Genomic DNA, 20211 nt, shown 5'->3' with positions numbered 1-20211 from the left:
AAGAATTATGAGGTTTACGCACCTCTCCACCTTGGCAGTCTTATTCGTCCCGGCGCTCCCGCTGTGCGCGGGTGCGGCTGAAACGCAGCCTTCGGCCATGAGTGCTTCGCTTTCGGCCATGAGTGCTTCGGATGCGGCGGAAATCTCCAAGGCGCCGCTGGTCGAGCTGATCGACACCGGCCCCGCAGGTATCACCGATGCACCGGTCGTCGCTGGCGACAGCGAACCCATCGAGACCTCCGAGCTTGACACACAGGAACAGGAGCTGTCCGACGGGCTCGACGTGGTTCAGGTCATGCAGCCAATTGCAATGTCCGAAAACCTTGATGCCGCGGAACCGCGCCACGAGCAACTGGCGGGCCTCCAACTGCCCGACGCCGTGCCGCTCGAGGCCGCCAAGCTCATGCCGGTCTCGCTGACGACACCGTCTCTCAAGGAAATCGCCCTCCAGTCCAAAGCGGTGCCGGAGCCGTTGGCTGAGACGGTAGCGCGCGACGACCTGGTGGAAATCGAGCCGAGCGAACCGATTGAGCCCGTGGAAATCGCGTCCACGGACATCAGCGGGCGGCATATCGCCGAGCCGCTAACGCTCATCATCTCGCTGAAAGACCAGCAGCTCCATGTCTACCGCGGACTTGAGCGTGTCGAGAGCACCCGCGTGTCGAGCGGCAAGACCGGATACCAAACGCTGACCGGCGTTTTCGGCATTCTGGAGAAGAAGCCGGAGCACTTCTCTAACCTGTATGACGCCGCACCGATGCCGTGGATGCAGCGCCTGACGCGCTCGGGAACCGCATTGCATGCCGGTGCCGTGCCGAACTATCCGGCGTCCCATGGCTGTGTACGCATGCCCTATGCGTTTGCGCCTAAACTCTTCCGCATGACGGAGGTCGGCGGCAAGGTCGCCATGACGACGGGGCCGATGGTCGCGCCGAAGCGCATCGAGAGCGCCGCCCTGGTGATGCCGGCAGCGGCGGCGGACCCGAGTGATGTATCGGCTGACGACAGCGTCGATGCGGGCCTTCGCGCCGGCGCCCTGGCGGCCGCCTTTGCGCCCGAGGAGAAGCTTGCAGTTGCGACCGGTGAGGCCAGCGACGTCGAAGAAGATGAAAAGCCCTGGCATATTCTCGTGACCCGCCGTGAGGAGCGAGACATCGCGATCGGCACGCAAGAGGCTCTCGCGGCCATGGGCTACCTCGAACCCCAGGATCAATTCGTCGGCTACCTCGGGGACGGCACCAGGAAGGCCATTCGTGCCTTCGAAAAAGATCATGGCCTGCGGCAGCGGGGGAGCTTCAGCGAGGACATCGCGGCCAAAGTCTACGAGGCCGCCGGCAAGGGCCCGCTTCCCGATGCCTATCTGTTCTTGCGCAAAGGCTTCAGCCGGGTCCGGCATGTTCCGGTGCAGCTGAACGATCCCAAGAAGCCGCTCGGGACGCATCTTTTCACCTATGTGCAGCCCAGCGACGGGAGTGATCCAGGCTGGGTCGGGTTCAGCCTTGAGGGCGAGGACTCCCAGTCGGTGCTCGACCGGATCACGATTCCCGACGATATGAAGGACGAGATCGCCGGGGGCCTGACGTCGGGCGCGTCGTTCATCGTCGCCGATGTCGGCAAGCACTCATCTGTCCTGCCAGAGGGTGACGACTTCATCGTGCGGACGACTGACTCGGCCAAGTCCAACGTGGTCGCGGAGAAGGCAAAGGCCGAACAGCGCAATCTTGCGCGTCAACGCGCCTCGCAGAAGAAACGCTTCGCCCGCGAAGAAACGCAGCGTCGTCGCGTCATCACGAGACAAAGGACGACCACGCGGCGCTCAGTCTCGGCTCCGCGCGGATTCGGCCTCTTCCGGCGCGGTCGCTAGGCCAACGGCTTCCGCTCACGCTCGCCAAGCCGGGCTCCTTGAAGCGGGGTTCTCAACGCTGACCGTGGGACGTCTCGTATTCCTCGCGCAAGCGGCGCCTTAGCAGTTTGCCGTTCGGTCCTTTCGGTAGCGACTCCACCTCCGCATAGATGCGCGGGCATTTGTAGCGCGCGAGCTTTTCGGCTGCGTGCCGCTCTATATCCGCCAGGTCGACGGGCCCATGCGGCACGTAGAATGCTGCGATCACCGTCGTGTCCGCCTTGACCAGCACCTCGACGGCGGCGCTCTCGGCGATGTCCGGGTGGGCGTTGAGAACGTTCTCGACTTCGAGAGGCGAGACCCGGATGCCGCCCGCATTCATCATGTCGTCGGCGCGTCCGAGATAGGTGAGCGCCCCGTCCGGCGCCATGCTCACGAGGTCTCCCGTCAAGAACCACTCACCGTCGAAGCGGGCCGCTGTCTCCGCCTCGGCGTTCCAATAGAACAGCATCACGCCGGGGTCGCGCCGCGAGACACTGAGGACGCCGTGTTCGCCGCGGGCGACGCAGCCGTTTTCGCCGAGCACCGCCACGCGCCGTCCAGCTTGCGGAAACCCGAGCGTCCCATGAGGGGCCGGGTGAGCCGGACTGCCTGATACGAAGGTGGAGCATTCGGACATGCCGAAGGCTTCGAAGATCGGCGTGCCCGTGGCCTCTTCCCAATGCGCCCGCGTCGCGTCCGGCAGCTTCTCGCCGGCCGACAAGCCATGGCGCAGCGAGGCGCAACGACCGGGCGGCGTTCTGAGGAGTTGCCGATAGACTCCGGGCGAGGCCGCGAAAAGGGTGGTCTCGTGCGCGCCGATGAGGGCGCCAAGCTGGTCGGGCGTCACGCCCTTCGCAGGGATCAGAGACGTGGCGCCGTGCGACCAGGGATCCAGCAATCCTGTCCCGAGCGTGTAGGTCCAGTTGAAGGATCCCGCATGCATCAGCCGGTCGTCCTCGGTCAGCCCATACCACCCGTCCCACATCATGCGGCGCGCCCAGATGGCCCGATGGGCGTGGGTGACCGCGCGCGGACTGCCCGAGGTGCCGGAGGTATAGATGATGTAAGCGGGACGGTTCGGGTCGCCGAGCGCGTAGCCGCCGGGCGGTAACCTGTAGAGGGCCCGGAAGGCGTCCTCTCCCATCACCGGGCATGGCGTGTTGGACGGGACGGCGACCCCGGCGCCGGCGACGATCAGCCGGGGCGAAACGTCCTCGCAGATCTGCGCGACCTCGTCTTCCGTCAGGAGCGCGGACGTCGGAACGGGAATGATGTCGGCGGCAAGCGCCGCGAGGTAGCAGATAGGGAACTCGACGCTGTTGCCGAGGCGCATGAGGAGCCGGTCCCCCGGCTCGAGACCTTGTTCCTTGAGCCCCGTTGCGGCGCCGAGCACGGCTGCCTCCAGCGCTCCGTAGCTCCAGGTCTCCGCGCCATCGGGCGAGAGCACGGACAGCGCTGTTTTCTCGCTGAGGTCGCCCGCCCGGGACAGGACGTACGCTGCCAGGTTGAACGGCTCGGGGCAGGGGGGTGGAGGGCCCTGATCGAAGATCGCATCCATGCCAGGCCTGCTACGCGCTTCGCCTGTGCCTTGCAAGCCTTGCCGCATCCTCAACGCGACGCGGTCTAGCCGCCGGTCGCGGGTTGACCCTCGGGCGTCAGGATCAGCGTCGACAGCGGCGGCAAGGTCAGCTTCACCGAGTAGGGGCGCCCATGGCACCGCACCTTTTCGGCCTTTACCGCGCCCAGATTGCCGACGCCGGAGCCGCCATAGAGCTTGCAGTCCGTGTTGACCCGTTCGAGCCAACGTCCACCGGACGGAACGCCTACGCGGTAGCCCTCACGCGTCACCGGGGTGAAGTTGCAGACGACGAGGGCGGGCGCATCGCCGTCATTGCCCAGGCGCAGGAAGGAAATCACGCTTGCTTCGTTGTCCGTCGTGTCGACCCACTCAAAGCCGCGCGGTTCCGTGTCGTAGACGTGCAAGGCAGGCGTTTCGCGGTAGAGCCGGTTGAGATCGCCGATGAGTTTCTGCACGCCCTGATGCATGCCGTCGGCGAGCAAATGCCAATCGAGACTGTGGTCGTGATTCCACTCCGCCTCTTGCGCGAACTCGCCACCCATGAAGAGAAGCTTCTTGCCCGGATGACCCCACATGAAACCGAAATAGGCGCGAAGGTTCGCGAATTTCTGCCAGCGGTCGCCGGGCATCTTGTTAAGGAGCGAGCCCTTGCCATGCACGACCTCGTCATGGGACAGCGGCAGCACGAAGTTCTCCGAATAGGCATAGAGCAAGCCGAAGGTGAGCTTGTCCTGATGATGACTGCGATGGATGGGCTCGTTCTGCATGTAGACGAGCGTGTCGTGCATCCAGCCCATGTTCCATTTGAAGCCGAAGCCGAGCCCGCCCACGTACGTCGGCCGTGAGACGCCGGGCCAGGCGGTAGACTCTTCGGCGACCGTCGTAGCGCCGGGCTCTTGCGCGAACACGAGTTCGTTCAACCGCTTCAGGAAGGCGATGGCCTCGAGGTTCTCGTTCCCGCCGAACTTGTTGGGGATCCACTCACCATCCTCGCGGCTGTAGTCGAGGTAGAGCATCGAGGCGACGGCATCCACGCGCAATCCGTCGATCCCGAACCGCTCCATCCAGAACAGCGCGTTGGCCAGGAGGAAGTTCATCACTTCGCGCCGGCCGTAATTGTAGATCAGCGTATTCCAGTCTTTGTGGAAGCCGAGCCGCGGATCCTCGTGCTCGTAGAGAGCCGTGCCGTCGAAGCGGCCGAGACCATGAGCATCGGTCGGGAAGTGGGCCGACACCCAGTCGACCATGACGCCGATCCCGGCGGCGTGAAACCGTGCGACGAATTCGGAGAACTCTTCCGGCGTGCCGAAGCGCGAGGTGGGCGCAAACAGTCCGATGGGCTGATAGCCCCAGGACCCGTCGAACGGATACTCGCTCACCGGCATCAGCTCGATATGGGTGAAGCCGAGCATCTGCACATAGGGAATGAGCTTGTCCGCAAGCTCGGCGTAGGAGAGGTAGTCATTGCCGGGCCCGCGCATCCACGAGCCCAGATGAACCTCGTAGATCGAGATGGGCGCGTGGATGTCGTGAGCCGCTTGCCGGTGTTTCCGCCACTCTGAGCCGGCGGCCGGGCGGCGGGGCATCGGATGAACGATGGAGGCCGTAGCAGGCGGATGCTCCTGCTGAAAGCCGAACGGGTCCGACTTCAGCGGCAACAACTCGTTGCCGGGCCCAGGATCTCGTATTTGTAAAGCGCGCCGGCCTCGAGACCCGGCACGAAGATTTCCCAGACACCTGCCTCGGGACGCTTGCGCATCACATGACGGCGGCCGTCCCAGTCGTTGAACGGGCCCACCACGCTGACGCGCGCCGCATTGGGCGCCCAGACGGCGAAGCCGACGCCCTCGACGCCCTCGTGCCGGATGAGATGAGCGCCAAGCTTCTCGTAGAGCCGCAGATGGGTGCCTTCACCCAACAGATGCAGATCAAGTTCGCCGAGGATCGGACCGAACCGGTAGGAGTCGTCGATCTCCTCCGTCTCGCCGTCCCGCACGCAGCGCTTGAGATAGGCGCTCGTGAAGGTCATCGGCACCTTGGCGCCGAAAATGCCTGCCTCGTGCAGCCGGACAAGCGGAATTTCCTCGCCCGTCTCCGGATCGAAAACGCTGACGGAGTCCACGTCGGGCAGAAAGGCGCGGACCGATGCGCCGTCGCGCGACCGCTTCAGCCCGAGTACCGCATACGGATTGCCGTGCTCGCCGCGCGCAATGGCGTCCATGTCGGCTTGGCTCGGCATCCAGCTCTTGCGGGGCAAAGGCGTGGCGGAGGTCGGGGCGGGTCGCGGCACGATAGGGTCTTTCACGGGGCTAACGATCTTGGGCTTAGGGTTCCATGTGGACTAGGAAAGGATGACGATACTGCGGCGCATGAGACGGTCTCGGGCCAACAGTTGTGTATCGTCTAGCTGTCCGTACGTGACAGCCTCGCTCGTAAGCGCTCTATGTCGCTCAAGGCGATACGGCGTGGGCCCGACTCAATCAAGCCCTGATTGGCGATATTTCGCAGAAGCCGCGCGATAACCTCCCGGCTGGTTCCGAGGTGACGGGCGATTTCATCCTGTGACAATGCCACGATGCCGGCGCTATCGGCCTTCGCGAGCAGGAGCGCGATGAGCCGTTCCTCCTGCGGCAGCCGCATACGTTGCTCGAGGAGTTGGAGCAGGGAGAAGACACGCGCCGATAGCTGATCGAACAGAAAGCGCTGGGCGGCCGGCTCGTGCGAGAACAGCTGGCGGAACACGCCGCCGGGGATCGCCAGAAACGCGGCGCCATCCTTGTCGGCGGCGGCAAAGGCCGGGTAGGGGATCTCGGAGAACAGGCTGTTCAGCGCGAGGATGCAGCTCTGCCCCGGTTCGACCCAGTAGAGCGTGCCTTCGCGGCCGTCCTCCTCGATGTAGTAGACGCGAATAGCCCCGCCCCGGACCAGATACACGCCGTCGACGGGATCGCCCGGCCGGAGCAGGTCTGTCCCGGGCGTCACGGCCTTGGGCGCGATCGAGCCGAGGAGGCGGTCACGGGCCGCTTGGCTCATGGCGCGGACGAAGGGGAAAGCGGCGGAGACGTCGTCTTCTACGGTCATCCGCCACTTTTAAGCGGAATAGGCGGGGTCAGGCCACCTTCGCGAAGAACATGTCGCCAGGCGTCGCCATGGTGACCTCGGTGATTTCGTCGAACGGAAGACCGACCTTGTCGTGAACGCGCCGGACCGCGTCCGCGTCGGGGGCCATGTTGAGGCAGAAAGCCCGTCCCGCTTCAAAACCGACATGGACGCGAAGGCTCACGACGCCTTCTTCCTCGCAAGCCGCTTCGTACTTCTTGTAGAAACCGGCGAAGTCTTCCTTAGAGATGCCTTGTGGGAATGTGCCGTTCGCCTGGTCGTGAGTGTCGACGAAGAATTTCATCTTTTGCATGGGTCTCGCTCCTTGTGAGATCGGCGCGTGTTTGCGCCGCCCTTTCGAAGCACAGGCCGCGGGGCGCGTTCTGGAACAATTGTTACGGTGGGCCGGGGGCGGAGTTCCTACGCCCAGCGGCCGGCGGCCGCACGGTCGGCAAACCAGAGCACTTCGCCCAATGCCCGGATATGGGAGGCGGGGAAGCTGTCGTCACCGGAGAGGATCTTGTCGAGAACCTCACGCTTGCCCTCGCCGGAGACGAGGAAGGCGACGATCTCGCTCGCATTGATCGCCGGATAGGTGAGGGTGACGCGTTCCTCGACCCGGCCTTTGGGCACCGGCGCCACCCAACGATCGCGCACCTGCAGCACCGGTTCGTGGGGCAGGAGCGAGGCGGTGTGGCCGTCGTCGCCAAGTCCGAGCAGCGTGATGTTCAGCAGGGGCTTGCCGGGCTGCAGCGTGTCGGCGCCGTAAAGCCCCTGCAGCATCGCCTGGTAATCCGCGGCGGCTTCGTCGAGCGTCACGCCGTCCGTCTTCACGGGATGCACGTTCTGCGGCGGCACAGGCACATCGTCGAGAAACGCCGCCCGCGCCATGCCGTAATTGCTGGCGGGGTCGGATGGCGGCACGAAGCGCTCGTCGCCGAGAATCCAATGCACCCGATCCCAGGGCATGGCGGACTTTACCGGCTCCTGGGCGAGGAGCTCGTACAACGGCTTCGGCGTATTGCCGCCGGACAAGGCCACGATCGTCCGCTCGGTCCGCGCCGCTGCGTGCTCGCAGAGGAACTTGGCGCCCTTGTGCGCCAGATCGGCGGCGTCCTCGCAAATCCGCAATGTGCCAAATGCCGGTGTCATATCGCCTGCCTCTTCTCGGTTCGGGGTCGGGACACGATAGGGGCAGAAAGTGACACGTGTCGCAACCGTGCGATGGGAAGATGTTTAGGGGTGCCGCGGGTTTCGACACCGCACGTCGACTCGCGATAGGGTAAGCCGCGCCCGGATCGATCCGAGGGACCTCTATGACCAGAGACATCGTCACTGATGACATCGTCATCGCCGCGTCGATCTTGTCCGCCGACTTCGCCAAGCTCGGTGAAGAGGTTCGCGCAGTCGACCAGGCCGGGGCCGATTGGATTCACATCGACGTCATGGACGGGCACTTCGTGCCGAACATCACCATGGGGCCGAATGTGGTGAAGGCCATCCGCCCCTATACGAAGAAACCTTTCGACGTTCATTTGATGATCGCGCCGTGCGATCCGTATCTTGCCGATTTCGCCGAGGCCGGAGCGGACATGGTGACGGTGCACGCGGAGGCCGGGCCGCACCTGGACCGGTCTGTTCAGCTGATCCGCAGTCTCGGATGAAGGCCGGGGTGGCGCTTACGCCATCCACCCCGGAAAGCGCCCTTGAATACGTGCTCGATAAGCTGCATCGGGTCCTGGTGATGACCGTCAATCCGGGCTTTGGCGGTCAGTCGTTCATTCCCGAACAGCTGCACAAGATCCGTGCGATCAGACGGATGATCGGGGACCGCCCCATCCACCTCGAAGTGGACGGCGGCGTTCACCTCCAGACGGCGCCGCTCGCGGCCGAAGCCGGCGCGGACGTCTTTGTGTCCGGCTCCGGTGTGTTCGACGGCGGCGACTATGAGGCCAACATCGAGGCGCTGCGGGACGCGGCTATGTCGGCCCGCGCCGCAGCCTAACGCCCTTACGAAAACTTGTGTGCCCGGTAGCGCTCGATCAGCGCGTTGGTCGATGAATCGTGGCTGAGCTTCGGCGCGTCCTTCGCTTCGAGTTCGGGGATGATGCGGTTGGCCAGCACCTTGCCGAGCTCCACGCCCCACTGATCGAACGAGTCGATGTTCCACACCGCGCCTTGGGTGAACACGCTGTGCTCGTACAGCGCCACGAGCCGTCCCAGCGTTTTCGGATCGAGCTTGTCCGCGAGGATCATGTTCGTCGGCCGGTTGCCTTCGGTCACGCGGAACGGCGTCTGCGCCGCCGGGGAGCCTTCCGCCGTCAGTTCGGCGGCCGTCTTGCCGAACGCCAGCGCTTCGGCCTGCGCGAATAGGTTCGCCATCAAGAGGTCGTGGTGGTGGGCGAGGGCGCTGAGCGGCGTCAGGAAGCCGATGAAGTCGCAGGGGATCAGCTTCGTCCCCTGGTGGATGAGCTGGTAGAACGAGTGCTGCCCGTCCGTGCCCGGCTCGCCCAGATGATGGGACCCGTCTGCAGGTCCACATGCTTGCCGGCCATGTCCACGTGTTTGCCGTTGCTCTCCATCTGCAGCTGCTGCAGATAGGCCGGGAAGCGCTTCATGTGCTCCGAATAGGGGAGCACGGCGAGCGTCTGGGCGCCGAAGAAATTGTTGTACCAGACCGTCAGCAGACCCATCAGCATCGGCAGGTTCTTCTCGACCGGCGCGGTGCGGAAATGCTCATCCATCTCGTGGAAGCCCGCCAGCATGTCGCGGAAGCCGTCCGGCCCGATCGCGATCATGGTGGAAAGACCGATCGCCGAGTCCATCGAATAGCGGCCGCCGACCCAGTCCCAAAACTCGAACATGTTGGCGGTGTCGATGCCGAACTTCTCCACGCCCTCGGTGTTGGTGGAGTTCGCCACGAAGTGCTTGGCGACGGCGTCCTCCGAACCGAGCCTTTTCACCGCCCAGGCGCGCGCCGTCGCGGCATTCGTCATGGTCTCGAGGGTCGTGAAGGTCTTGGAGGAGACGATGAACAGCGTCTCCTCGGCGTTCAGATCATGTGTGGCTTCGTCGAAGCAGGCCCCATCCACGTTCGAAACGAAGCGAAACGTCATGTCGCGGTCCGAGTAGGGGCGTAGCGCGAGATACGCCATCTCGGGGCCGAGATAGGACCCGCCGATGCCGATATTCACGACGTTCTTGATGCGCTTGCCCGTATGGCCGACCCACTCACCGCTCCGGATCTTGTCGGCGAAGGCGCCCATGCGATCCAGAACGCCGTGCACGTCCGGCACCACGTCGTGTCCGTCCGTCTCGATCACCTCGCCGCTGGGCGCGCGCAAGGCCACGTGCAGCACGGCGCGGTCCTCGGAGACGTTGATTTTCTCGCCGCGGAACATGGCGTCGCGCCGCTCGGCAACCTTACGCTCCTTGGCGAGCTCGGCGAGCAGCCCCACCGTTTCCTCGGTGATGCGCTGCTTCGAGTAATCGAGCGTCAGTCCCGCGCCCTCGACCGTGAACTTTTTCGCGCGGCCGGCGTCCTCGGCGAACAGATCGCGCAAATGCACGTCCTTGATCTTGTCGTGGTGCACGGCAAGCTTCTGCCAGGCAGGCGTATCGGTGACGTTGGACATGTCGAAAACTCCCTAGCCGAGGGCCTTGCTCTTGGTTTCGATGGACTGCAGCAGGTCCTCCCACGACTTCACGAAGGACGCCGCGCCTTCCTTCTGCAGCTGTGCCGCAAGGTCTGAAACGGAGATGCCCGATTTCTCGAAGGCGGCGAGCGTCTCTTCGCAATCGCCGCCGTTCGGGGGCAACACGCCACTGAGCTTGCCGTGGTCGGCAAAGGCCAGAAGCGTCTTGTCCGGCATGGTGTTGACCGTGTTCGGCGCGGCCAGCGCCTCCACATAGAGCGTATCGGGCGCGGACGGGTCCTTGGTGCTGGTGGACGCAAAGAGCAGCCGCTGCGGCCGCGCGCCCATGGATTCGAGCCGCTGCCAGCGGTCGCTGTCCAGAAGGTTCCGGTAGTCGCGATAGGCTTGCGTCGAGACCGCGATGCCGAGCTTGTCCTTCAGGTCCGCCGGCACCTTGTCGATGATCGCTTTGTCCCAGCGGCTGACGAACACCGAGGCGACCGAGCGCACGTCCGGCGAGAGCCCTTCGGCAACGCGCCGCTCCAGGCCCTTCATGTAGGCATCGGCGGCATCGATGCAGTGTTGCGACGAGAACAGCAGGGTCACGTTGACGGACACGCCCGAGTAGATCGCTTCCTCGATCGCGGGTAGGCCTTCTTTCGTGCCGGGGATCTTGATGAACAGGTTCGACTTGTGTGCCCGCTCGAACAGCCGCTTCGCTTCGCCTACGGTCGCCTCCGTGTCGTAAGCGAGGAGCGGCGAGACTTCGAGAGAGACAAAGCCGTCGACGCTCGCAGTCCGTTCGTGCACTGGCAGGAACATGTCCGCCGCGCGCGACAAGTCTTGCAGGGCAAGCTCGAAGAACAGCGCTTCGCCCGAGTAGCCCGCCTTGAACAGGCGCTTGACCTCGTCGTCGTAGCTGTCGCTCTTCGAGATGGCGTTGTCGAAAATCGTCGGGTTCGACGTGAGGCCCGTCACGGAATACTCGTCGATGTATTTCTTGAGCGTGCCGCTATCGAGCATGTCGCGGGTGATGTCGTCGATCCACAGGCTTTGTCCGAGATCGTGCAAGGCTTTCGTGGGCTTCACGGGTCTATCTCCTCATTGTGCCGTCAGAGCGTACTGAAATCGTGCGTCATCAATTCGGCGATGCGGGCGATTTCGATATCCGCCGGCGGCAAGTCTTTCAATTTTTCAGGATCGTTGGCGTAGTGGCCTTGGCGCGGGAAAACGGTGGTGACCTTGTCGCCCCAGGCGCGCTTGACCGCGTCGAGGACGCTGAGCTTGTCGTCGATCAGGACGTAGTGCTCGGCCGGGAAGGCCCGCTTCACGGCGTCCAGCTCGTTTTCCTTGTGCACGTAGTTCAGAACACGCCCGTCGAACGCCGTGATCAACCCGGCCCGCTCCAATTTGTGCGGCTGGTAGACGCCGTCGCCGTCGGTGAGGATCACGGGCAGGCCCCATTGGCTGACATGGCGAACGGCGGCCAACGCGTCCGGGAACAGCCGCTCGGCGAAGGGGTAGTCAATGACCCAGTTCGCCAATTGGCCAATGCGCATGTCGTCCAAATGCGCGAGACGGAAGCGCTCCAGCGTGCCGAGAAAATCGGCGTAGCCATGCTTGTCTCGCTGCTCTTCGTAGATCGCCCAAAGCTCGTCTCTCGCGGCATCGCCAAAAGTCGCCGCAACGTAGTCGCCCAAGTCCGACTTCATGCGGTCGTTGTCCAGCAGCGTGTCGTCCACGTCGAACAGAAAGACGGCCTTGTGGGTTTCGGTCATAGCGTTTGACGTTTTCGCGTTCGGCTATTTCGGGCTTGGGTTGAGCCAGCGTCCATCCATGCCGAACAGTTGCTCGGCTTCGGTCGGTCCCCATGTGCCCTGGTCGTAGCTGTAGACCGGCGTGACGTTGTCGAGAATGTTTCCGACGATGCGCCACTCCGCATCCACGATGTCTTCGCGGGTAAAGAGGTCCGCGATGCCCTCCATGGCGTCGCCCAGAAGCCGCTGATAGGGCGGCCGGTCCACGCCTGGCTGCCGCGTCAGCACCAGTTCGACGTCGTCGCCGATCATGCGGTCGCCTGGAACCTTCACGCGCGTGCCGAGTGCAATGGCGACGTCGGGCTGAATCCGGAACCGCATATGGCCGCAGCCGATGGCCTTGATCTCGCCGAACGTCTCGCGCGGCGGCCGTTTGAACTCGACGACGGCCTCGGCCACGCTGACGGGCAGGCACTTGCCGGTGCGGATGAAGATCGGCACGCCTTCCCAGCGCCAGCTGTCGATATAGAGCTTGGCGGCGGCGTAGGTCTCCACCGTCGATCCCGGCTTCACACCGGGGACGCTCTGATAGCCCTTGTACTGGCCGCGCACGAGATGGTTAGCGTCAAGCGGACGTACGGATTTCAAGAGGCTCGCCTTGCGGTCGCGCAGCGCCTCGTGCTCCTGGCCCGTTGGTGGGTCCATGGTGAGCGAGGCGAGGATCTGCAGCATGTGGTTCTGCAGCACGTCGCGGATGGCGCCGGCGCTGTCATAGAATGAGCCGCGATCCTGCACGCCGAAATTCTCGGCCATGGTGATCTGGATGCTGCGCACATAGTTGCGGTTCCAGAGCGGCTCGAAGATCGAATTGGCGAAGCGGGTGTACAGAATGTTCTGCACCGGCTCCTTGCCGAGATAGTGGTCGATGCGGAAGATGTTCTTCTCGGAGAAATACTTGTCGAGGATCTGGCTGAGTTCGTCCGCCGATTCCCGGTCACGCCCGAACGGCTTCTCGACCACGAGCCGCGCATTTTCCGCGCAGCCCGATTGCGCGAGCTGGCCGGCGACCTCGGAAAAGAGAAACGGCGGAATAGCCAGGTAGTGCAGGGGACATTTGGCGTCGCCCAACTCCTTACGCAGCTGCGCGAAGACCTTCGGATCGGCATAGTCGCCCGAAACGTAATGAAGCAGGCTCAAGAGCTTCTTGAAGGCATCGCTCTTGATGTCGCCGCCATGGGTCTTGACGCTTTCCTCGGCGCGCTTCTTGAACTCATCGAGAGACCATTGCGTCCGGGCCACCCCGATAATGGGAATGTCCAATCCCTCGTCGCGGACAAGGCCGAGAAGCGCGGGAAAGATCTGCTTGAATGCGAGATCGCCGCTGGCGCCGAAGAAGACGAAGGCGTCGGAATGCGTATTGTTCGGGATGGCCATGGCGCTGTCTATCTAGTCCTTCTTCTCGAGATGGCCGCCGAATTCGAAACGCATGGCGGACATGAGCTTGTCGGCAAACTCCGCATTGCCGCGCGAGGCGAAGCGCGAGAACAGCGCCGATGAGATGACGGGCGCCGGCACGCCCTCGTCGATCGCGGCAAGGAGGGTCCAGCGGCCTTCGCCGGAGTCCGAGACGCGGCCCTCGAAATTGGCAAGGTCCGGGCTCTTACGCAGCGCGCTTGCGGTGAGGTCGAGCAGCCACGATCCGATCACGCTGCCGCGCCGCCAGACTTCGGCGACTTCGGGCAGGTTGATGTCGTACTGATAATATTCCGGGTTCCGCAGCGGCGTCGTCTCGGCATCCGTGGTTTGCTTCGTCTTGCCGATATTGCCGTGGTGCAGAATGTTCAGCCCTTCCGCATAGGCGGCCATGATCCCGTACTCGATACCGTTGTGGACCATCTTGACGTAATGTCCCGCGCCGTTCGGCCCGCAATGCAGATAGCCGTTCTCGGCAGGTGACGCTTCGCCGGTCGCGCCCGGGGTGCGCGGGGCTTCGTCCACACCCGGCGCCAGCGTCTTGAAGATGGGGTCGAGGCGGGCGACCACGTCGTCTTCGCCGCCGATCATCATGCAATAGCCGCGATCGAGGCCCCAGACGCCGCCGCTGACACCGACATCCACATAGTGAATGCCCTTGTCTTTCAATTCGCCCGCGCGGCGGATGTCGTCGTGATAGTAGGAGTTGCCGCCGTCGATCATGATGTCGCCGGCGTCGAGCAGCGGCGTGAGTTCGGCGATGACCGCGTCCACGGCGCCCGCGGGCACCATCATCCAGACCGCACGGGGCTTATCGAGCCCGTCCACGAACGTCTTCAAATCGGTACTGCCCTTGGCGCCCTTCGCGATGAGGCCGTCGACAGCCTCGGCGTGGGTATCGAAGACGTGGCAGTCGTGTCCCGCCTTCATGGCGCGAATGACCATGTTGGCGCCCATCCGGCCGAGGCCGATCATGCCGAGTTGCATTGCGTCTCTCCTCGATTCGTAATCTCAAGACATGCGCTCCGGGATCGCGGAGCGCGGCAGTTCTATCGTCCCAATGTTTTCTTCGCGGCCTCGGCGACTTTTTCAGGCGTGAAGCCAAAATGCTCCGAGACGACCTTGAGCGGCGCCGACAGGCCGAACGTGTTCATGCCGAGCACGATGCCCTTAGGCCCGGCGTACCGGTCCCAGCCGAGCGGGGAGGCCTCCTCGACCGTGACGCGCGCGGTGATCTCTGGCGGCAGAACCGAACGCTTGTAGGCGTCGCTTTGGTCCTCGAACATTTCGCGGCAGGGCATCGACACGACGCGCGCCTTGATGCCGTCCTTGGACAGGAGTTCACGTGCCGCCACGCAAAGCGCGACTTCGCTGCCGGTTCCGATCAGGATCACATCCGGCTTGCCGCCGTCCGCGTCCACCAGCACATAGGCGCCCTTGGCGAGCCCCGACGCGGGCGCCATCGTGGAGCGGTCGAACGTCGGAACGGCTTGTCGCGTCAGAACCAGCGCCACGGGCCGGCTCTTATGCGGCATCATCAGGCGATAGGCTTCGGCGGTCTCGTTGGCATCCGCCGGCCGGATCACGACGAGCCCCGGCATGGCGCGCAACGATGCCAACTGCTCGACCGGTTGATGCGTCGGCCCGTCTTGGCCGAGGCTGATGGAATCGTGCGTCCAGATGTGGAGCACGGGAATATCCATCAGCGAGGAAAGACGGATCGACCCGCGCGCATAGTCCGTGAAGATCAGGTAGCAGGAATCGTAGGCCCGCAAGCCCGACAGCACCATGCCGTTGACCACGGCGCACATGCCATGCTCGCGGATGCCGTAGCGCATGTTGTGGCCGGCATAGTCGCCGAGTTCGCCATAGGCCTGGAAGTCGCCGGCGTCCGGGTAGTCGAGAATGACCTTCGTGCTGCCGGCCACGTCCGCGGCGCCACCCAAAACCCAAGGGACCTTTGCGGCGATGGCGTTCAGGACCTTGCCGGAAGCCTGGCGCGTCGCGATCCCGGTGGGGTCCGCATCGAAGCTCGGAATGTCCGCGTCCCAGCCTTCGGGCAGTTCCCGGTCGCGGATCAGTTCGATCTGCTTGGCTTGATCGGGATGGGAGCGGGCGTAGTCGGCGAAGAGCGCTTCCCATTTGGCGCGCAGGTCCGCGCCGCGGCTTCCCATATGAGATGTGAAGTGTTCGCGCACGCCGTCCGGCACCACGAAGAACTTGTCCGGATCGAAGCCGAAGAACTCCTTGGTCCGGCGCACCTCGTCGGGACCCAACGGTTCGCCGTGCGCGGCGGGCGTGTCGTGCTTGCCGGGAGAGCCATAGCCGATGTGACTGTGGATGATGATGATCGTCGGTTTGTCGTCCGTCGCCAGAAAGACGTTCAAGGCGCCGGCCAGTTCGCCGAGATCATTCGCGTCGGATACGCGCACGACATTCCAGCCATAGGCATCGAAGCGCTTGGCCACATCCTCCGTGAACGTGATGTTGGCGTGGCCGTCGATGGTCACGTTGTTGTTGTCGAAGATCCAGCACAGATTGGACAGCTTCAGATGTCCGGCGAGGGAGGCGGCTTCGCTGCCGACGCCTTCCATCAGGCAGCCTTCGCCACACAGCGCATAGACATTGTAATCGAAGAGTTCGAAATCGGGTTTGTTGTAGGTTGCGGCCAGCCATTTGCCGGCGATGGCCATACCGACGCTGGTGGCGACGCCCTGGCCTAGCGGCCCCGTGGTCGATTCCACGCCCGTCGTCCAGCCATATTCCGGGTGACCTGGGCAGCGGCTGCCTTCCTCGCGGAAGCTCTCGATGTCGTCGAGCGTAACGGCCGCGCCATCGTGGCTTTGGTAGCCGATGTCCGCCGCTTCGATCCCCGCAAGATGGATCAGGCTGTAGAGCAGCATCGAGGCGTGGCCGGCCGACAGAACGAAGCGGTCGCGGTTGATCCAATGAGGGGCCTTGGGATCGTAGCGGAGAAACTGCTGCCAAAGCGTATAGGCGACGGGCGCCGCGTCCATGACCGTGCCCGGGTGTCCGGAATTGGCCTTCTGGATGGCGTCGATCGACAGCGTTCGGATCGTGTTGATCGCCAGCTCGTCGATCTTGTCTTGAGTCTGCGCCACGGTGCCCGAACCTCCTACGCTTCTCATGCTCAAGCCTTCAGGTGCGCGAAGGCTTCCGTCAAAGTCACAAACGCGAATGACAGGCCGGTGAAAGTCTCCGTTCACCGCGTGTGCCAGCCTGATAAGCCGATGGCGGCTCCGAGGAGACCGGAGCCAGTACGCACAGTGTCCGTCTCTGGCGTTTCGATCAAGTCTTAGAACTGACGCATGAGTCTTGTACGCGATAATTTTGCACAATGTCTTAGGAAGCCTGGAGCATGGTAAGCGGATCGCGCATCATGCAGGCTCTTCAGTCGACCAGGCGGGCTTGGACGAGGAGGGCGACCTATGGCGGATGCGACAGCCGATTCACCGGCGAGTTCCCACGCGAAGACGCAATCCGGGTCCGGTAATGGGTCCGCCACTGTTAACCAATCCGACTTGTCCAATCTCGATATCGGCAAGCTCGAGCAGAAGCTCGGCACCTCGCCCGGGACAGGGCTGAGCAAGGCCGAAGCCGATAAGCGGCTCGCGCAGTACGGCGCCAACGAGATCGCCGAAAAGACGACAAACCCGTTCCTGAAGTTCCTGTCCTATTTCTGGGGACCGATCCCGTGGATGATCGAGGCCGCGGCCATTCTTTCCGGTATCGTCCATCACTGGTCCGACTTCGTCATTATTACGGTGCTGCTCCTCGCCAACGCCATCGTCGGCTTCTGGGAGGAGTATCAGGCCGGCAACGCCATCGCCGCGCTCAAGGCCAAGCTCGCGCCCCATGCGCGCGTCAAGCGCGGCGGTGCCTGGTCGGACGTGCCCGCGCGCCTTCTCGTGCCGGGCGATATCGTCCGTTTGCGTCTCGGTGACATCGTCCCGGCCGACTCCCGCTCGCTCGGCCCTGATGCCGTCGAGGTCGACCAGGCCGCGCTGACCGGCGAGTCGCTGCCCGTGTCGAAGGGCAGCGGCGACGTTCTATATTCGGGCGCGATCCTGCGTCAGGGCGAGGCCGACGCGATCGTCTATGCCACGGGCGGGGACACGTTCTTCGGCAAGACCGCCGCGCTCGTGCAGGAAGCCCATACCACCAGCCATTTCCAGAAGGCTGTGATGAAGATCGGCGATTACCTGATCATCATCGCCATCGCACTGGTGACGCTGATCTTCGCCGTCGCGCTGTTCCGGGGCGACGACGTCATGGAGACGCTGCAGTTCGCCCTCGTGCTGACGGTCGCCGCTATCCCCGTGGCCATGCCCGCCGTGCTGTCCGTGACCATGGCCGTCGGCGCCCGCCGGCTTGCGGCGCGCCAAGCCATCGTCAGCAGGCTCGCGGCCATCGAGGAACTCGCCGGCGTCGACGTTCTGTGTTCGGACAAGACGGGCACGCTAACCCAGAACAAGCTGACCCTCGGCGATCCCGTCTCTGTCGGCGGTGAGAGCCAGGACGATCTCGTTCTCGACGGGGCGCTTGCCTCCCGCGCCGAGGACCAGGACACGATCGACATGGCGGTCATCGCGGGCGTGAAAGATACGGCCGAACTCAAGGACTACACTGTCGGCCACTATCAGCCCTTCGACCCGGTTCACAAACGCACCGAAGCGACGGTCACCGACAAGAGCGGCAAGACGTTCAAGGTCACGAAGGGCGCCGTCCAGGTGATCCTCGCGCTGTCGAAGAACGCGGACGCCGTCAAAGAGGATGTCGACAAGACGACAGATGCGTTGGCGAAGCGCGGCTATCGGGCGCTTGGCGTGGCGAAAGCCTCCGATGGTGGCGACTGGGAGTTCCTCGGCGTACTGCCGCTCTACGATCCGCCGCGCCCGTCCTCGAAGGACATGATTGCGCAAGCCGAGGCACTCGGCATCGACGTGAAGATGATCACGGGCGATCAGCTTGCCATCGCCAAGGAGATCGCGAGCCAGCTCGGCCTTGGAACGGACATTCTCGATGCGAGCCAGTTCGGCGACACCAAGGCCCACGAAACGTCAAAGCTCGACCACGACATCGAAACGGCCGACGGCTTCGCGCAGGTGTTCCCCGAGCACAAATTCCACATCATCGATGTGCTGCAGAAGCACGGCCATATCGTCGGCATGACCGGCGATGGTGTGAACGACGCGCCTTCGCTGAAGAAAGCGGACTGCGGCATCGCGGTTTCGGGCGCCACCGATGCGGCCCGTGCCGCGGCGGCCATCGTGCTGCTGACGCCGGGCCTGACGGTCATCGTCGACGCGGTCCAGGAAGCGCGCAAGATTTTTCAACGCATGAACAGCTATGCGATCTACCGCATCGCGGAGACGATCCGCGTGCTGCTGTTCATGACGCTCTCGATCATTGTCTTCAACTTCTACCCCGTCACCGCGATCATGATCGTGCTGCTGGCGCTGCTGAACGACGGCGCGATTCTCTCGATCGCCTACGACAACGTGAAACCGTCGCCGAAGCCCGAAGCCTGGAACATGCGGCGCGTGCTCGGGGTCTCGACGCTGTTGGGGCTGGCCGGCGTCGCCGCGTCCTTCGGCATGTTCTATATCGGCGAAGACGTCTTGAAGCTCGACCGCGAAGTGGTACAGACGCTGATGTATCTGAAGCTCTCGGTGGCGGGGCACCTGAACATCTTCGTCACGCGCACGCGCGGGCCGTTCTGGTCGATCGCACCGGCAAAGATCCTTTTGATTGCCGTGTTCGGCACCCAGGCCTTGGCGACGATCATCGCAGTCTCGGGACTTCTAATGCCCGCCATCAGCTGGGAACTCGCCGCGATGGTCTGGGGCTATGCGCTCGTCTGGTTCCTTTTCAATGACCGGGTGAAGCTGCTCGCCTACCGCATCTTCGATCCCGCGGCCAAGCCCGTGATCGATCAGCGCAAGACGCCTGCGCCTGCCGCCGCATAAGGCAGGCGCGCGTCTAGTTGATGCGCGTTGATGCGTGCTACTCGCGTTTGGCTTCGACGATGGTCATGAGCGCAGCCATTGGCGGGCGCCCTGAGTCGGCCGCGATCTCCGATACGCTGAGATCGGTCGACAGAACGACGAAGCCTTGTTGTTCAAGGATGTCGGCAATGCTGTCTGCGGGCAGTTCCAGGACGCGCGCGAGATCGTCGAGTTTAGCCTTCTCCAGAGACTGGAACAGAACCGGCATCGGATTCTCGCGCCCGGAGAGCGCCGCGGGCACGACAAAGGCCGCAGCAACGACCGCGGCGACGGCGACCGGGGCGATGATCGTACCGCGCCGGAAATACGTCTTCATGCCACCCCAATTCCGGACGATATGAAGACCGATGGCGACAACAAAGATCACCGCGAGCCATTCGTGCATCTCTTTCACGAGGTCCTCGCCGATGCCGAAAAACATGGCGAGGCCCGAGCCTGCCACGACAAGGAACAGGGCCGCGGAGATCGCGGTGATGTACTTCTTCAACGTATCGTTCATCTCGTCTTTCTCGTTCTCTCGCTCATTTGCTTCGAAGCGCCGTCCGCCCAGGCTCGGCGCGTCCGCTGCCACGCGGGCGAAAGGATCGGCCAAAGGACGCCGATCGTCAGCGCCGCGGCGAAGAGGCGGAGGGCCGCAATTGTGAACTCGATCTGCATCGGCAATCCCGCAGGTTGGGTGACCCCTTCAAGGTGCGAGCTTGACACTAGGCGCCGATCTTTGCCGGGGTCGTGCTCGACCGTTTCGGAACGTTTC

At 63.7% G+C, this 20211-nt stretch carries 12 protein-coding genes and 3 pseudogenes; 3 read left to right on the top strand and 12 right to left on the bottom strand.

Annotation, left to right across the window (positions count from 1 at the left end):
- The first annotated feature begins 97 nt into the window (after nucleotides 1-97).
- Nucleotides 98-1864 carry a L,D-transpeptidase family protein gene (locus tag DCY11_RS03065; RefSeq protein WP_159079765.1) on the top strand — a complete coding sequence of 589 codons (1767 nt, stop codon included), beginning with the start codon at nucleotides 98-100 and terminating at the stop codon, nucleotides 1862-1864.
- 52 nt (nucleotides 1865-1916) lie between these two features.
- On the opposite strand, the gene DCY11_RS03060 is transcribed toward DCY11_RS03065, so the two are convergent.
- The 5 genes and pseudogenes from DCY11_RS03060 to pgl form a co-directional block, all read right to left on the bottom strand.
- The gene (locus DCY11_RS03060) at nucleotides 1917-3443 is read right to left on the bottom strand and encodes a class I adenylate-forming enzyme family protein (RefSeq protein ID WP_108681205.1); all 1527 of its coding nucleotides are present in this window, start codon (nucleotides 3441-3443) and stop codon (nucleotides 1917-1919) included.
- Nucleotides 3444-3508: 65 nt separating this feature from the next.
- Nucleotides 3509-5703 (bottom strand): annotated as a pseudogene (glgB, locus tag DCY11_RS03055) (1,4-alpha-glucan branching protein GlgB).
- 164 nt (nucleotides 5704-5867) lie between these two features.
- Nucleotides 5868-6545, bottom strand: coding sequence for a Crp/Fnr family transcriptional regulator (locus DCY11_RS03050; protein ID WP_108681204.1), 678 nt, complete (start codon nucleotides 6543-6545; stop codon nucleotides 5868-5870).
- A 28-nt stretch (nucleotides 6546-6573) separates the two neighbouring features.
- Nucleotides 6574-6876, bottom strand: a complete 303-nt coding sequence (locus DCY11_RS03045; RefSeq protein ID WP_108681203.1) for a DUF4242 domain-containing protein — start codon at nucleotides 6874-6876, stop codon at nucleotides 6574-6576.
- Between the two features lie 107 nt (nucleotides 6877-6983).
- Entirely contained in the window at nucleotides 6984-7715 is a 732-nt protein-coding gene (gene pgl / locus DCY11_RS03040; RefSeq protein WP_108681202.1) for a 6-phosphogluconolactonase, read from the bottom strand.
- Nucleotides 7716-7879: 164 nt separating this feature from the next.
- Here pgl and rpe point away from each other — a divergent pair.
- Nucleotides 7880-8568, top strand: a pseudogene (gene rpe / locus DCY11_RS03035) (ribulose-phosphate 3-epimerase).
- Nucleotides 8569-8573: 5 nt separating this feature from the next.
- On the opposite strand, the pseudogene pgi reads toward rpe, so the two are convergent.
- The 6 genes and pseudogenes from pgi to tkt form a co-directional block, all read right to left on the bottom strand.
- Nucleotides 8574-10198, bottom strand: a pseudogene (pgi, locus tag DCY11_RS03030) (glucose-6-phosphate isomerase).
- Nucleotides 10199-10210: 12 nt separating this feature from the next.
- Nucleotides 10211-11287, bottom strand: a complete 1077-nt coding sequence (tal, locus tag DCY11_RS03025; RefSeq protein ID WP_108681201.1) for a transaldolase — start codon at nucleotides 11285-11287, stop codon at nucleotides 10211-10213.
- 23 nt (nucleotides 11288-11310) lie between these two features.
- Entirely contained in the window at nucleotides 11311-11976 is a 666-nt protein-coding gene (locus DCY11_RS03020; protein ID WP_108681200.1) for an HAD family hydrolase, read from the bottom strand.
- A gap of 24 nt (nucleotides 11977-12000) precedes the next feature.
- Nucleotides 12001-13389: a glucose-6-phosphate dehydrogenase gene (gene zwf / locus DCY11_RS03015; protein ID WP_108681199.1), complete on the bottom strand. Its 1389-nt coding sequence runs from the start codon at nucleotides 13387-13389 to the stop codon at nucleotides 12001-12003.
- Between the two features lie 12 nt (nucleotides 13390-13401).
- Nucleotides 13402-14415, bottom strand: coding sequence for a phosphogluconate dehydrogenase (NAD(+)-dependent, decarboxylating) (gene gnd / locus DCY11_RS03010; RefSeq protein WP_108681198.1), 1014 nt, complete (start codon nucleotides 14413-14415; stop codon nucleotides 13402-13404).
- 62 nt (nucleotides 14416-14477) lie between these two features.
- Nucleotides 14478-16577: a transketolase gene (tkt, locus tag DCY11_RS03005; protein ID WP_108681197.1), complete on the bottom strand. Its 2100-nt coding sequence runs from the start codon at nucleotides 16575-16577 to the stop codon at nucleotides 14478-14480.
- A 300-nt stretch (nucleotides 16578-16877) separates the two neighbouring features.
- Between tkt and DCY11_RS03000 the strand changes: the two genes are divergently transcribed.
- Complete coding sequence (locus DCY11_RS03000; protein ID WP_108681196.1) at nucleotides 16878-19418, top strand: plasma-membrane proton-efflux P-type ATPase; 2541 nt, start codon at nucleotides 16878-16880, stop codon at nucleotides 19416-19418.
- Nucleotides 19419-19455: 37 nt separating this feature from the next.
- Here DCY11_RS03000 and DCY11_RS02995 read toward each other — a convergent pair whose 3' ends face one another.
- Nucleotides 19456-20049: a DUF4405 domain-containing protein gene (locus DCY11_RS02995; protein ID WP_108681195.1), complete on the bottom strand. Its 594-nt coding sequence runs from the start codon at nucleotides 20047-20049 to the stop codon at nucleotides 19456-19458.
- Nucleotides 20050-20211 lie beyond the last annotated feature (162 nt).

Origin of the sequence: Methyloceanibacter sp. wino2, from assembly GCF_003071365.1 — a bacterium.
In the GTDB taxonomy this organism is placed as follows: domain Bacteria; phylum Pseudomonadota; class Alphaproteobacteria; order Rhizobiales; family Methyloligellaceae; genus Methyloceanibacter.
This window is presented reverse-complemented; position numbering and strand designations above follow the sequence as displayed.